The 14,197-nt window shown below is 59.9% G+C and carries 16 protein-coding genes; 5 read left to right on the forward strand and 11 right to left on the reverse strand.

Features of this window, described 5'->3' with window-relative positions; translation table 11 throughout:
* Positions 1–159: 159 nt before the first annotated feature.
* The gene (locus tag AC3IT9_RS07170) at positions 160–894 is read right to left on the reverse strand and encodes a DUF899 domain-containing protein (RefSeq protein WP_489272515.1); all 735 of its coding nucleotides are present in this window, start codon (positions 892–894) and stop codon (positions 160–162) included.
* A gap of 194 nt (positions 895–1,088) precedes the next feature.
* Here AC3IT9_RS07170 and AC3IT9_RS07175 point away from each other — a divergent pair, with 194 nt between their 5' ends.
* A complete protein-coding gene (locus tag AC3IT9_RS07175; RefSeq protein ID WP_353742290.1) occupies positions 1,089–1,481 on the forward strand; it encodes a transcriptional regulator in 393 nt (130 codons plus the stop codon).
* A 136-nt stretch (positions 1,482–1,617) separates the two neighbouring features.
* On the opposite strand, the gene AC3IT9_RS07180 is transcribed toward AC3IT9_RS07175, so the two are convergent.
* The 3 genes from AC3IT9_RS07180 to AC3IT9_RS07190 form a co-directional block, all read right to left on the reverse strand.
* Positions 1,618–2,487: a DUF6279 family lipoprotein gene (locus AC3IT9_RS07180; RefSeq protein ID WP_489272516.1), complete on the reverse strand. Its 870-nt coding sequence runs from the start codon at positions 2,485–2,487 to the stop codon at positions 1,618–1,620.
* A 78-nt stretch (positions 2,488–2,565) separates the two neighbouring features.
* Complete coding sequence (locus AC3IT9_RS07185; protein WP_489272517.1) at positions 2,566–3,288, reverse strand: TorF family putative porin; 723 nt, start codon at positions 3,286–3,288, stop codon at positions 2,566–2,568.
* A 206-nt stretch (positions 3,289–3,494) separates the two neighbouring features.
* The gene (locus AC3IT9_RS07190; protein WP_015096330.1) at positions 3,495–3,683 is read right to left on the reverse strand and encodes a hypothetical protein; all 189 of its coding nucleotides are present in this window, start codon (positions 3,681–3,683) and stop codon (positions 3,495–3,497) included.
* 351 nt (positions 3,684–4,034) lie between these two features.
* On the opposite strand from AC3IT9_RS07190, the gene AC3IT9_RS07195 reads away from it, so the two are divergent.
* On the forward strand, positions 4,035–4,871 hold the full coding sequence (locus tag AC3IT9_RS07195) for a CvfB family protein (protein WP_489272519.1): 837 nt from the start codon (positions 4,035–4,037) through the stop codon (positions 4,869–4,871).
* Positions 4,872–5,067: 196 nt separating this feature from the next.
* On the forward strand, positions 5,068–6,000 hold the full coding sequence (locus AC3IT9_RS07200; protein ID WP_489272521.1) for a DMT family transporter: 933 nt from the start codon (positions 5,068–5,070) through the stop codon (positions 5,998–6,000).
* Here AC3IT9_RS07200 and AC3IT9_RS07205 read toward each other — a convergent pair.
* A complete protein-coding gene (locus AC3IT9_RS07205; protein WP_489272522.1) occupies positions 5,945–7,126 on the reverse strand; it encodes an MFS transporter in 1,182 nt (393 codons plus the stop codon). The two genes, AC3IT9_RS07200 and AC3IT9_RS07205, sit on opposite strands and share 56 nt — an antisense overlap.
* 104 nt (positions 7,127–7,230) lie before the next feature.
* Between AC3IT9_RS07205 and ptrR the strand changes: the two genes are divergently transcribed.
* Entirely contained in the window at positions 7,231–8,124 is an 894-nt protein-coding gene (gene ptrR / locus AC3IT9_RS07210) for a putrescine utilization regulator PtrR (RefSeq protein ID WP_150724390.1), read from the forward strand.
* A 135-nt stretch (positions 8,125–8,259) separates the two neighbouring features.
* Positions 8,260–8,388, forward strand: coding sequence for a PA1414 family protein (locus AC3IT9_RS07215; protein WP_007972508.1), 129 nt, complete (start codon positions 8,260–8,262; stop codon positions 8,386–8,388).
* A gap of 86 nt (positions 8,389–8,474) precedes the next feature.
* Here the strand turns inward: AC3IT9_RS07215 and AC3IT9_RS07220 are convergent, their stop codons facing one another.
* The 6 genes from AC3IT9_RS07220 to speB form a co-directional block, all read right to left on the reverse strand.
* Complete coding sequence (locus tag AC3IT9_RS07220; RefSeq protein ID WP_150724391.1) at positions 8,475–8,726, reverse strand: acyl carrier protein; 252 nt, start codon at positions 8,724–8,726, stop codon at positions 8,475–8,477.
* 70 nt (positions 8,727–8,796) lie between these two features.
* Positions 8,797–9,522, reverse strand: a complete 726-nt coding sequence (locus AC3IT9_RS07225; RefSeq protein WP_489272524.1) for an MBL fold metallo-hydrolase — start codon at positions 9,520–9,522, stop codon at positions 8,797–8,799.
* Positions 9,523–9,607: 85 nt separating this feature from the next.
* On the reverse strand, positions 9,608–10,987 hold the full coding sequence (locus AC3IT9_RS07230) for a sodium:solute symporter family protein (protein ID WP_150755712.1): 1,380 nt from the start codon (positions 10,985–10,987) through the stop codon (positions 9,608–9,610).
* 163 nt (positions 10,988–11,150) lie between these two features.
* Complete coding sequence (locus AC3IT9_RS07235; protein ID WP_150724394.1) at positions 11,151–12,662, reverse strand: purine-cytosine permease family protein; 1,512 nt, start codon at positions 12,660–12,662, stop codon at positions 11,151–11,153.
* A 55-nt stretch (positions 12,663–12,717) separates the two neighbouring features.
* Entirely contained in the window at positions 12,718–13,140 is a 423-nt protein-coding gene (locus tag AC3IT9_RS07240) for a YybH family protein (RefSeq protein WP_150757630.1), read from the reverse strand.
* Between the two features lie 9 nt (positions 13,141–13,149).
* Positions 13,150–14,100, reverse strand: a complete 951-nt coding sequence (gene speB, locus AC3IT9_RS07245) for an agmatinase (protein WP_007984912.1) — start codon at positions 14,098–14,100, stop codon at positions 13,150–13,152.
* Positions 14,101–14,197 lie beyond the last annotated feature (97 nt).

The raw sequence follows: 14,197 nt of genomic DNA on the forward strand, positions 1-14,197 counted from the left end.
TTCGGTCAAGGCGGGTTAACCGGTTGAGCGCTGGCCCAGAGGAAAGTTCAGTCTGTAATTGTCAGGGCTCCGTCGCGGGCAAGCCCACAGGTTTTGTGAACAACACAGAAACTGTGGGAGCGTGGCTTGCCCGCGAAGGCCGCGCCTCGCTGTCTGGGGCTAACCACCATGACAGCAGCTCGACTTCTCCTGTTCCTCATATTTGTCATGATGTCGCACCCACTCCATGATTTCTTCTTCGTTGCGCCCCTTGGGCGTCAGGTCGAGGTAGTTGTAGGCGCCGACCAGCATGTCCAGGCCCCGGGCATAGGTGGAGTAGGTATGGAAAATTTCGCCGGCGTCATTGCGATAAAACACGCTGAGACCGGGGAGTTCTTCCTCGGAACCGTCGGTTTTTTCGTAGTTGTACGTAGCCTTTCCGGCGGCGACGTCTTCAGCTCGGGCGGTGACGCCAAAGTCGTAGTTGAAATCGCATCCTTCTGACGACACCCAGTCGAATTTCCAGCCCATGCGCCGCTTGAACGCCTGGAATTCGGCGAACGGTGCGTGGGAAACCGCCACCACGGCCACGTCATGGTGGGCCAGGTGCTGGTTGGCGCCGTCGATGTGATCGCTCAGGTACGAGCAACCGGGGCAGCCCTCGTCCCAGCCCTCGGCGAACATGAAGTGGTAGATGACCAACTGGCTGCGCCCCCCGAACAGGTCCGCCAGTTTCATTTCGCCGTTGGGCCCCTGGAAGTGGTAGTCCTTGTCGATTTTCACCCAGGGCAGGGCGCGGCGTTCGGCGCTGAGTTTGTCCCTTTCCTTGGTGAAGGCTTTTTCGTGGGCCAGGTGCTGTTTGCGGGCGGTGAGCCATTCTTCCCGCGATACGACGGGATGATTCTGAATATTCATGTTGTTTTCTCCTGCGTGGGGCGGGGAGGTGACTTACACAGCCTAGTCGTTTGGCTTGCATGGATTTCGACATGCCGCCGGTCGGTCGTCTGCAAACGCCCGGCTGAACGGCGGCCGGGTGTACCGGTCACAACCTGTAAGGCCCGTTCAATTGCACGGGCATCAATCGAACGGGTACCGGAGGTTGAATCAGGATGACGACTTACAACTGGGACTTGATTGAGCGCTTGCTGCATGAAGTGCAAAACAGTGCGGGCCACAGCTTCACGCCGCGGCCGTACGCCGAACAGCATGCCGCGCAGAAGGCCGCGGAAGGCGAGCCGATTGAAAATCTTGATCACTTGAAAACGGTGGCTGGAGAGTACGAAAAGCTACTGCTGGTGCGTGGCTATATCGAGCCGCGACCGGAGGACGAGGGTGGCACGGGTGCCAATTATATTTTGACGGCGCGGGGTTCGCGTTTGTTGAGCCTGATCGACAGTAGTATTCCCGGCAATGATCACCCGCGGCAGGTGCTGGACGAGCAGGAGGATGCGCTGGATGAGATGACGTTTGATGAGGTGGCGTCGAAGGCGCAGATTGCCTGAGGTTCTCATGCAATCCTGTGGAAACACTCTGTGGGAGCGAGCTTGCTCGCGATTGCGATGTCACATTCAGTATTGATATTGACTGACACACCGCAATCGCGAGCAGGCTCGCTCCCACATTGGTCTTGCGTTGTCCTCAGCCTTGTTTCCCGGCTTTCAGGCACTTCAAGTCGCTGAAGTCCTTCCTTACACCCTCAATTTTCTTCAGCAGACGCTCACGCTGGTTCGGCGTGCTGTCAGCCATCAGATCCACGAACAGCGCACGTGCCTGGGCCTCGGTGTTGGCAAAGGCCTGACGATAGGCGGGCGTCCACAAGCTCTCGCGATTGACCAGAAGTGTCTCGATGCGTTGTGGGAACTGCGGACTCTGGCGTTGCGCAACAGCCGCGCTGAACTGCTTTTGCCAATGGACCCGGTTGGCAAGCCACTGGGTGTTCTGCTCGCCCAAGGCGCTAGACCATGTGGCTACCCGCTGTCGCTGGGTGGTGCTCAGTGGCCCGAGCCAGTCGTTCAGACGCTTCTCCATGCGCGCACCGCGTTCTTTGATCTGCTGGTCGAGGGAAGGTTTGAGGTATTGCTCCTGGCGTTTGCGCTGGTCCTTGGCAAAAGCGTCGTTCATTTCGGCGACTTGCTTGTCATCCAGCCTTTGCAGCAACTCGATGGCCGACGGGGTGATTTCCCGCGCGGTCTCGGCGATCGCTTGTTCGGCTTCGTGGGCGCGGGCCTGCAAGGCGGCGTCGGTGACCTGGTTGGTGGCGATCATGGTTTGCAGGCGGTCCAGCCAGTCGAGGTAGCCGGGCAGTTGGGTGGTGCAGTGCCAGCTCAGGTGTTCCTTCAGGCGTTCGTTCAGCCAGCTTTTTTGCTCGCCGTTCATGTCCAGGTAGTCGCTGAGTGTCCACGGGATGATCACATCGAGATTGCGGTAGGCCAGGCCCACGCGGCTGCACGCGCCGAGGGCGAGGGAAACGCTCAGCACAACGACGATATGTTTGAACCAGCGGGACATGGGCGAATCCTTGCGAAAGCCAGTCTTCGGGGTCTGATTCTCATGTGAACCCGGGAGGAGCCCGGCAGTTCAAGCCGATCAATAGAACGCGTGTTCGGCCTTGAGCGTCACCAGCCCGTCGCATTGGTTGTTGTGCCCGGCATAGGCCGAGCAACCGCTGCCGCTCAGGCTGGAGTCACTGTAGATCAGGTCGAGGTCGATGCCCATGAACGGGCGGGACAATTTCAGCGACCAATCGGTAAAACTGCCTACATACCCGCCATCCACCGCCACTGGCGTATTGAATTGGTGAGTGGTGTATTTCAGGCTGACACCGACACCGAACGGTTGATTGCCGCTCAAGTCAGCGAACAGGGTGTTGTTCTGTTTGTCCGGGTCATTGCTGAAGGCGATGCCGAAACGGCTGCCGAGCAAGGTCAGGCCGCCGAACAGTTCCTGGCTGTCAGGGGTGGTGACTTCGGGGTAGCTATAGCGGATCAGGCCCACTTCGTAGCCCAGGGTCTGGTCGAAGGGTTGTTTAAAACCCATGTAGGAGTCGATCTCGAGGTCTTTCCCCGGGCTGATGCCCATGCTGGGCGACCATTGGCCCACGTAGAAACCGCTGTCGTGGCTCAGGTCCAGGCCACCGTGGAACGAGCCGACGGCCGAGGGTTTGACCAGGCCCTGGGCCATGCTGCGGGTGGGGGTGGTGCCGAGCTTGAGGTCGAAGGCACCCAGCTCACGCTGAAAGATTTGTGCGTGGGCTACGGAGCAGGCCAGCAGGCCGGCGAGCAATGCCGATAGATAGAAAGGTTTGAACATGCGTCACTCCATGAACAGCGAGGACAGGCTGGCGGGCCCGCTGAAACGCTTGATCCAGACGTGTGCAAGGATACCGGCGAATGATCGGCAATGAAGGCCGTTCGTCGATTTCTACGGGATTTGAGGGAGTGCCAGAGGAGTATCGAGGGTTCCAGTCCAAGCGCTTCGAAGCTCAAAGCGCTTTGGGACCAGGTGACGCGAGGGGGTTACTTTTTGCCCAGAGTGATCTGCTTGGACGGGCCGAACGTCTGGCCGCTGACGCCTTTGGCAATTTGCTGGATTTCACCGCCGGACTTGAGGAACGCAGCGATCTGGCTGTTGATCGATTCGCTGGTTTCGACGGCTGGAGCTGGCTTTGCTTTGCTGGTGGATGCTTTTACGCGCATGGCGGCCATTAACCTGTAGAAAATTAACTTGGCCAGGCATCGTACAGGAATTACCTGATAATTGCTTGGCAAATATCCCCTCGGCATATTCGTGATGGCGGGGTAATTAGTCCCCGGCGAATATTCGAAATATGCACCTAAGCCGCTGTTTTAACTAAGAACATTGCCTGGAAAAATACCGCGTCATGCTTGCCTGGGCATGGCGTAAATGCCCGGAGCGGCCTGACGAGCGGCCGGGCGCGGGATGAAAACCCGGGAAAGTTAAGGGTTTCAGAGGATTTTCTCGCGCCATCGGGCCGGCTGCCGAACGCGGCGCTTAAAACCGGGTAGAATGCCGCCCACGCAATGAGGGTATTGGAAATGGCTTTAGTCGGGCGTTACAACAGTTTGCAAGTGGTTAAACACACTAACTTCGGTTTATATCTGGACGGTGGCGCGGATGGCGAAATCCTTCTGCCTAATCGTTATATTCCAAAAGATATTCCTACCGAAGATGAAGACTGGCTCAACGTTTTTATTTATCTGGACAGCGATGACAAACTCATCGCAACTACTGAAAAGCCGAAAGTTCAAGTCGGTGAATTCGCCAGTTTGAAAGTTGTTGAAGTCAACAGCATCGGCGTATTCCTGGACTGGGGGTTGCCGAAAGACCTGTTGCTGCCGTTCTCCGAAGAGAAGCGCCAGATGACGGCTGGCGAGTATGTGGTGGTGCACGTCTACCTGGACAAGCACACCCGTCGCATCACCGCCACCGCGCGCCTGGACCGCTACCTGGACAAGACCCCGGCCAACTACACCGCGGGCCAGGAAGTGGATCTGCTGGTGGCCGAAGCCACGGACATGGGCTTCAAGGCCATCATCAACAACAAGCATTGGGGCCTGATCCACAAGAACGAAATCTTCAAGTTCATGCGCGCCGGTAAAGAAGAAAAGGGCTTTATCAAGGAAGTTCGCGCCGACGGCAAGATCAGCCTGAGCCTGCAACCGGTCGGCCAGGAAGCGGCCACCAGCCTGAACTCGAAGATCCTCGCCAAGTTGCGCGAAAACAACGGCAGCCTGGCGGTGAGCGACAAGAGCGATCCGGCGTTGATCAGCAGCCTGTTTGGTGTCAGCAAGGGCAACTTCAAGAAGGCCATCGGTGCGTTGTACAAGAATGGCCAGATTGTCATTCATGCCGATTGCATCGAACTCAGTTGATGCACTGACAATACAGAGGGCCAGGATGGCGCAAGCAGAGAAGTAGAGGTCTCTGGCGGGCGGCATTTTCTGGCTTTCTGGTTAATAATCGACAACATGATTTTTCGCCCCGGTGATTTCTTTTCAACGAGAAGGCCGGGGTTTTGCTTTTTTACTGCCGAGTCTTTGCCATGGATTGTGTCTTCGAGGTGTTCCGGTGACCGCCACCCGGCGCAGCGCCGACGGGTTTGCCCTGCAAGTGATGGTCGGGTTGTGCCTGGTCTGGGGCGTGCAGCAGGTGATGATCAAGTGGGCGGCGGCAGATATCGCGCCGGTGATGCAGGCGGCCGGACGTTCCGGTATGTCGGCGTTGCTGGTCGGGCTGCTGATCTGCTGGAAGGGCGGTTGGAACCAGGTGGGTGCGACCTGGCGCGGCGGTCTGCTGGCCGGTGCCCTGTTCGGCCTGGAATTCTTCTTCATTTCCGAAGGCCTGCAACTGACCACGGCGGCGCACATGTCGGTGTTCCTCTATACGGCGCCGATCTTCACCGCATTGGGGGTGCACTGGTTGCTGCCCAGTGAGCGATTGCGGCCGTTGCAATGGCTGGGGATTGTCCTGGCCTTTATCGGGATTGCCATCGCGTTTGCCGGCGGGGTGTCCTGGGACAACCTTGATTACCGCATGTTGATGGGCGATGCCCTGGGTGTGCTGGCGGGTGCCGCCTGGGGCGCGACCACGGTGGTGGTGCGCGCCTCGCGCCTGTCGGAAGCGCCGGTGACCCTGACGCTGTTCTATCAGTTGATTGTCGGCTTCTTCGGCTTGTTGTTGATTGCGCTGCTCAGCGGCCAGATCACCCATGTCAGCCTGACCCATGTGGCGGTGGCCAGTGTGCTGTTTCAGGGCGTGGTCGTGTCGTTCTTCAGTTACCTGATCTGGTTCTGGCTGCTGCGCCGTTACCTGGCGGCCAACCTCGCGGTGTTTTCGTTCATGACGCCATTGTTCGGCGTCACCTTCGGTGTGGTGCTGCTCGGCGAGGAACTGAGCCTGAACTTCGTCATCGGTGCCGTGCTGGTATTGGCGGGCATCACCTTTGTCAGCGCCGAACAGTGGTTGCGCCGTCGTTTGCGCAAAGCCCTCGGGCAGCACTGACCGGCGCGAGCAACAGACCGCCGGCGATCAGCAAGCCACAGCCGGCGACCACCAGTGCCGGCTGCAAACCACCACTGAAATGACTGCTCAGCGCCGCCAGCAATGGCCCGCTGAGCTGGCCCACGGCAAAGCAGGCTGTCAGCAGGCCGGCATTGCGCTGGGTAGCGTGGGGCGCCAGTTCCCGGGAACGTTGCATCACCAGTTGCATGCAGGCCAGGAACGGCGTGCCGCACAGGATCACGCCCAATGCCAGACCTGGACCGTTGCCCAGCAGGCAGGCGAACACACCAGCGGCTTGCAGCCATAACGTCGCCATCAGCCAGTGACCCGTGGCACCGGGTTTTTGCCGCCGCAGACTCACCAGCACCACGCCGGTTGCCGCCGCCAGGCCAAAGCACGGCCAGAACAGGTCGGCCTGCCATTGGCCATGGAATTGCGCGTTGGCCATTTGCGACAAAAAGGTCGCCGGAATGATGTAGCCCAATCCGTACAAGGCATAGATCCAGCCCAGGCGAGCGATGCCTTGATTGCCCGAGGCGCTGGCGCTGGGTGCAGCCGTCGCGGTGACACCCGGTTGTGGCAGGAACGGCAGGATCCCCAGCAGCATCGCCAGCCCTGCGGCGGCGTACACCAGCCACAAGGTGGCGGAAGTCTGGTCCAGCAGATTCGAGCCCAGGGCCAACAAACCTGTCAGAAAAATCCCCAAGCCCGGTCCGGCAAAGACCAGGGCACCGAGCCGAGGACGACCGGCCGCTGCCGCAAGTGGTTGGCTCAGGGCGGTAATCATCACCAACACCCAGGCGCTGGCCACGCCGGTGCCGAAGCGCAGCAGCAGGTGCGACCAGAAACCATTGGCCCAGAACGACGCCAGGGTCAGCAGCACGCAAAGCCACAATCCGCCGAGCAAGCGCCGGCGCACTTGCGGTGGACGCCGGGAAAACATCGCGTCCACCGCACCAATGAAATACCCGAGGTAGTTGGCGGCGGCAATCAGTCCGGCGGCGGTCAGGTCGATCTGACCTTCGCTGAGCAGGTGCGGCAGTTGCGGTGTCAGGGCAAAACGGCCGATGCCCATGGCCATCATCAGGGCAACGAAACTGGCGGATAAGCGGATCAGGGGAGACATGGTCTGGATTCCGTATGGAGGATCAATGACCGTCAGGCTAGGACTGATTGACTTTCTTTAAAAATGAATAATAGTGAGTAACTTGTTCTTTTTCGGAGAGTGTCGTGGAGTTCAGCCAATTGCGCATCTTCCAGGCGGTGGCGGAGGAGGGGTCCATAACCCGTGCCGCCGAACGTCTGCATCGAGTGCCCTCGAACCTGTCGACCCGGCTCAAACAGCTGGAAGAGCAACTGGGCGTCGAACTGTTCCTGCGCGAACGTCAGCGCTTGCAGTTGTCGCCTGCGGGAAAAGTCCTGCTGGACTACACCGCCAAACTGTTTGCCTTGCACGATGAAGCCAGCGCGGCAGTGCAGGGCGGGCAACCGGCGGGCGACTTCGTGCTCGGCACCATGTACAGCACGGCAGCGATTCACCTTCCGGGGCTGTTGGCGCACTACCACCGTTTGTATCCGACGGTGAACCTGCAAGTGCAATCCGGCCCCAGCGGTGAATTGCTCGAAGGCCTGCTCACCGGTCGACTCGATGCGGCGCTGGTGGATGGCCCCCTGGAACTGGCCGGGCTCGACGGGGTGCCCTTGTGCGACGAGCGCTTGGTGCTGATTAGCGAGGCCGACCATCCACCCGTGCGCAGCGCGCTGGATGTGCAAGGTCGCTCGGTGTTCACCTTTCGCCAGGGCTGCTCCTACCGCATGCGACTGGAAGCCTGGTTCGCCCATGACCACGCGGCCATGGGTCGGGCGATGGAGATCGAGTCCTATCCGGGGATGCTGGCATGTGTGATTGCCGGTTCAGGTGTGGCGCTGATGTCGGAGTCGATGCTCGCCAGTCTGCCGGGTCGTGAGAGTGTGGCTGTGCATCCGTTGGCCGAGCCGTTCGCCAGTGCTACCACCTGGCTGATGTGGCGCAAGGGCATGGTCGGGGCCAACCTGAATGCCTGGATCGAGCAGCAACAGGTGGTTTTTCCCCCGGCACGGGTGCGGGCACGGGAAATTGCCTGAACACAGGCTGATTGTGATGGATTCAGTAACAGATCATTGTGACTTTGCGCGAGCATTGCGTAGGACTTCGGACTATTATCTGTACGAAGGGGCTACAGAACTTTGGCCGCTCGGCACTACCCTGAAGGGGGCACCATGAAAGAGAAAATCCAAAACTGGCTGCATGACCTGGGCGTGGCTCTCGGTTTGATCGAACCGCCTCTGCAACCTGTGCCTGTTCGTACTGACGACGAACAGCGTCGGCGCCAGCAGCGACGCCGGTAATGGCAGATATCATCTGACAGGTGAAAGGTTTCCCGTGGCGAGGGAGCAAGCTCCCTTGCCGCTTCGTGTACGTTTGATCAACAGCCTTAGTACCGCCCGATCTCCAGCAAGAACCGGCTCAAATCATTCGCCGTCCTGGCGGTCTTGAGCATCCGGTCTTCCTCCGCGGTAAACGCCGTGACATCCAGTTCATCTTCCAGATGGAAGATCAGCTCTTCGATATCTTTTTTATCCAATCCCAACTGCGCCAGGCTGGCGTTGTCGTCGAAGTCATCCCGACCTTCCAGCAGGCGGCTGATGTAGCGATGTACGACAGCACGAAGGGCGGCTTCTTTCATGATCGTTCTTCGAGGAGGTGGGGGTAGTTCTCTCTGCCGGTGCAGATCCTGCCGTTGAGTACAGCAGGCTTTAGCCGTGTGAGCGCTGCCACTCGTCAATCATGTTGCGCAAGTGCTCCCCGGAAAAACTGCCGAAATGCCCGCCATGCACCGTGCGGATCGACAGCTCACGCAAGCGTTGCAGGCTGCGGGCGTAGTCATCGAGGTTGGAGTGGTAGGCGTTTTCGATCAGCGGGCCGTCGTAGATGATGTCGCCGCTGAACAAGGTCTCGGTGGCGGCTTCGTACAGGCAGATGCCGCCCGGCGAGTGTCCCGGTGTGTGCACGACCTGCAACACCCGATTGCCCAGGTCCAGCACATTTCCATCTTCGACAAACCCCGTGGCTGGTGCGGCCTTGACCCGGTATTCGGCGTAGCACAGCGGGCAATCGGGGTGCGCCTCGAACATGTCGTCGCCGACAAAGGCTTTGCTCAGGTCGTTGTCGCCATCGGGGGCGGCGAGAATGTCCGCCTCGGCCGGGTGCACCAGCCGTTCAGCGAATTCGTGATGACCGGCGATGTGATCGAAATGGCAGTGGCTGGCCACGGCCACCAGCGGCCGTTCGGTGATCCACGGCAGCTGTTCGCGCAGGCTCACCAGGCCCGAGCCGCTGTCCAGCAGCAGGTCTTTGTCGCGGCCCTGGATGTGCCAGAGGTTGCAGCGGTAGAAGGGGCGGATGTACGGCTCGTGAATCAGGCGGATGCCGTCACTGAGTGGTTTCACCTCGAACCACTGGTTGCGAGAAACAATCTTCATGAAATGTTTTCTCCAGACGAAAAAAAACGAGTGTGGCAACCGACGCCACACTCGTCGAAGAAAGCATCAAGTCGTTATGTTCAGCTTAGGCCGCGCTGGCCACTGTCACCGGGCGACGGGACAGCAGGCTGACCAGCACGAAGCTCACCAGGCTTACGCCGAGGCTGAAGTAGATCGGCGAGTTGGCATCCATTCCGTCCTTGAACATGAATATCAGGGCGGTAATAAAGCCCAATGCCATGGCGGCGATTGCACCGGCCGTGGTGGCGCGTTTCCAGAAGATCGCACCCATCAGCGGGATCAGCATGCCTCCTACCAGCAGGTTGTAGGCCAGGGTCAGCGCGCTGATGACGTCATTCACCACCAATGCGATGCCCAGCACGACAATGCCGGTCAGCAGGGTGAACAAGCGGTTGGTAGCAATGTTCGACTCTTTACCACCGCGCAGCTTTGGCAGCAGGTCTTCGGTCAAGGTGGTGGACGCAGCCAGCAAGCCGGCGCTGGCGGTGGACATCATGGCCGCCAGGGCCGCAGCGATCACCAGGCCACGGATGCCGTCCGGCAGCGAGACTTTGACGATAGCGGCGAAGGCGTTGTTGACGTTGTCCAGATCCGGGATCAGTACGTGAGCGGCCATACCGATCAGTGCGCAGACCAGACCGTAGATGATGCAGTAGATGCCTGCCGAAGTACCGGCGTACTTCGCCACTTTTTCACTCCTGGCGGTGAACACCCGTTGCCAGATGTCCTGGCCAATCAGGATGCCGAAGAAGTAGATCATGAAGTAGGTGATGATGGTGTCCCAGCCAATGCTGGTGAAGCTGAAGCTTGCAGCCGGCAGTTGGGCAACCAGTTGATCCCAACCACCCACGCGGTACAGGCAGATCGGCAGCAGCAGGAACATCAGGCCGACGGTCTGGATACCGAACTGCACAATATCGGTCAGGGTCAGCGACCACATGCCGCCGATGGTCGAGTAGATTACGACGATACCGCCACCCACCAGTACAGAGACCCAGAATGGCAGGTCGAACAGTACTTGCAGTACGGTGCCAATGGCCAGGATTGAAACCACGCCGATCATCAGGGCGTAGGCCAGCATGATAGTCGCGCTGGCGGTGCGGGCCATTGGGTTATAGCGTTTTTCCAGCACCTGGGTGACGGTGAACACTTTCAGTTTCAGCAAAGGTTTGGCGAGGAACAGGTTCAGCGCGATGATCCCGCAACCCAGTGCGGCGCAGAGCCAGAAACCGGAGATGCCGTGCACGTAGCCCAGACGCACGGTGCCCACGGTGGACGCACCGCCGAGGACGGTGGCGGCCATAGTGCCCATGTACAGGCTCGGGCCGAGGTTACGACCGGCGACCAGGTAGTCCTCGTGGGTCTTGGCCTTGCGCATGCCGTAGTAGCCGAGTATCAGCATCGCGGCGGCGTAGATGAGTACGACGAATAAATCCAAAGCCATTATGGCGTGTCTCCGATTGTCTTTTTTATGTGGAACAAAGGCGATTTTGTGGGGCTGCTCTCTGTGGGAGCGAGCCTGCTCGCGAATGCGGTCTGTCAGTCACATCGATGTTGAATGTGCCGCCGTCTTCGCGAGCAGGCTCGCTCCCACAGGTGTATCTGCGTCAGGCCGTCTGACGTTGTTCTGGTTTCGCCGTGATGCTTGTGCTCTTGCTGCGAGGGTCGTTCGGACCGAACACTGCACTCGATTCCGGGAACAGGCTCAGCAACGCCAGGTACACCAGCGAGGCCAGGCCCAGGGTCACCGGCAGGCTGATGTCGATACCACCGGCCATTTCGCCCAGCGGCCCGACAAACTGACCCGGCAGGTTGACGAAGCACAGGCCGACGGCCGCGCTCGGGATCCAGGCACCCAGGCCACGCCAGTTCCAGCCGTGGGTGAACCAGTAGCGGCCACCTTTCTCGCCGCGGGTGAATACTTGCAGGTCATCCGGGCAGTAGAAGCCGCGACGCACCAGCAGGCCGATGATCATGATCACCATCCACGGGGTGGTGCAGGTGATGATCAGCACCGCGAAGGTCGACACGCTCTGCACCAGGTTGGCCGCGAAGCGCCCGATGAAGATGAAGGCAATCGACATCACACCGATCAGCAGCGTGGCCTTGACCCGCGACAGCACCCGAGGGAACACGCTGGACATGTCCAGGCCGGTGCCGTAGAGCGAGGTGGTGCCGGTGGACATGCCGCCGATGACCGCGATCAGGCACACCGGCAGGAAGAACCAGCTCGGCGATACCGCCAGCAGGCCGCCGACATAGTTGTTGGCCGCGATGTAGTCCGGTGCCTTGACCGCTACGATGGTGGCGGTGACGAGGCCGAACAGGAACGGAATCAGCGTGGCGAGTTGCGCGGCGATCACCGACGCCATGATCCGGCCTTTGGGCGTATCACGCGGGATGTAGCGCGACCAGTCACCGAGGAACGCACCGAAGGAGATCGGGTTGCTCATGGCGACCAATGCTGCCCCGATGAACGCAGCCCAGAAACCGGCCTGGCCCATGGCGACGGTGCCGGCGTACTGGCTGTCGAATGCAGGGGCGAAAGCGAAAACCCCCAGCAGGAACAGCAGACTGGCCGCCCACACCGCAATGCGGTTGACCCACAGCATGAAGCGGAAGCCATAGATGCACACGGTCAATACCAGCAGCGCGAACAGACCGTAGGCCAGGCCCAGGGTCAGATCGGTTTCCGGCAGATCGATCAGGCGTTTGGCACCGCCCACCAACGCATCGCCCGAACTCCAGACGGAGAGCGAGAAGAACGCGATAGCGGTCAACAGCGACAGGAACGAACCGACGATTCGCCCGTGCACGCCGAAGTGCGCGCCGGAAGAAACGGCGTTGTTGGTGCCGTTGATAGGTCCGAACAGGCCCATCGGCGCCAGGATCAGCGAGCCGAGTACCACGCCCAGCACAATCGCCCAGACGCCAGCCTGAAAGGACAGGCCGAACAGCACCGGGAAACTGCCGAGCACGGCGGTGGCAAAGGTGTTGGCGCCGCCGAAGATCAGGCGAAACAGATCGCTGGGCTTGGCGTCACGCTCATGGTCCGGGATCTGTTCGACCCCGTTTGTTTCGATGCTGCTAAGGCTTTTTTCGTTGTTTTTGTTATTCATGATCAGCTCCGATCATAAAGGCGCGCTCATCGTGTGTGAGCGTCACCTGTGTTGGCTAAGGGGATGGCAGCCCTTCCGGCATCGCGGACAAATGTTCGTGGCAGGCCAGCCATAGGCCTTGTTGTTCTTGGCCAGACGCTTGTTTCTTGAAAACAATCGTCTCGCGCTCCTGGCTGAAGTGTTGCTCCCCTTGCATGCGCAACTCGGTGGCTACGTCATGGATGAAAATCGCCACGTCACCCTGCAGGCTGACGAAAGCGTTGCTTGAGGTGCACGAGAGCACCTCGAAGCCATCCTCGGAGCGCCAGCTGTCCCACATCGCCTGATAGGCGTCGCGCGACAGCAGGGGCTGTTCGAGGGTGTAGAAGACGAAACTAGCGTCGGCGCTGAACGCGCCGAAGTAGGCTTCGCGATCGTTACGGGCAAAAGCAGACACCAGATCGGCGGCGGCTTTCAAAACCTGATCACGTTCGTTCATGACCGGTCCTCAGCGATGGACTACGCCAGGCAGTACGCAGAGCATTTCGTACAGCAGGTTGGCGGCCAGCAGCGAGGTGTTGCCGGTGGTGTCGTAAGCGGGCGAGACTTCTACCAGATCGCAACCGACCAGGTCGAGGCCTTGGCAGCCACGAACGATCTCGATCGCCTGAATGGTCGTCAGACCGCCGATTTCCGGGGTGCCGGTGCCAGGTGCCCAGGCCGGGTCGATACCGTCGATGTCGAAGCTCAGGTATACCGGGCCGCCGCCGACCTTCTCGCGGACTTCAGCCATCAAAGGCTCTAGTGACTTGTGCCAGCACTCTTCGGCCTGGACCACACGGAAGCCCTGGTTGCGGCTCCAGTTGAAGTCATCGGCGGTGTAGCCCTGGGCGCGCAGGCCGATCTGCACGACACGGTCCGGGTCCAGCAGGCCTTCTTCGACGGCGCGACGGAAAGTCGTGCCGTGGGCGATTTTCTCGCCGAACATGTGATCGTTCACATCGGCGTGAGCGTCGATGTGCACCAGGCCGACCTTGCCGTGCTTTTTATGGATGGCACGCAGGATCGGCAGGGTGATGGTGTGGTCGCCACCCAGGGTCAGGGGGATCACATCGTGTTCGAGGATGTTGTCGTAGGACTCTTCGATGATCCGCACGGCATCCAGCAGGTTGAAGGTGTTGATCGCGATGTCGCCGATGTCGGCAACCGACAGCGAGTCGAACGGCGCAGCGCCGGTCGCCATGTTGTACGGGCGGATCATCACCGATTCCGCGCGGATTTCGCGAGGCCCGAAACGGGTGCCGGGACGCAGTGAAGTACCGATGTCCAGCGGCACGCCTACGAAGGCAGCGTCCAGGCCGGCAGCGGTATTCAAATGGGGGAGTCGCATCATGGTGGCGATGCCGCCGAAGCGCGGCATTTCGTTGCCGCCCAGTGGTTGGTGAAGAATCTTGTCCACGGGTAGGGCCTCATCGTCGTTGTTTTATTTATTGGATTGCGCCGTTCACGGGAGTACGGGCGAACCTTGTGGCGCCGATTCTGCGAAATGTAGTGGC

Source organism: Pseudomonas sp. KH_046_1 (genome assembly GCF_057839025.1).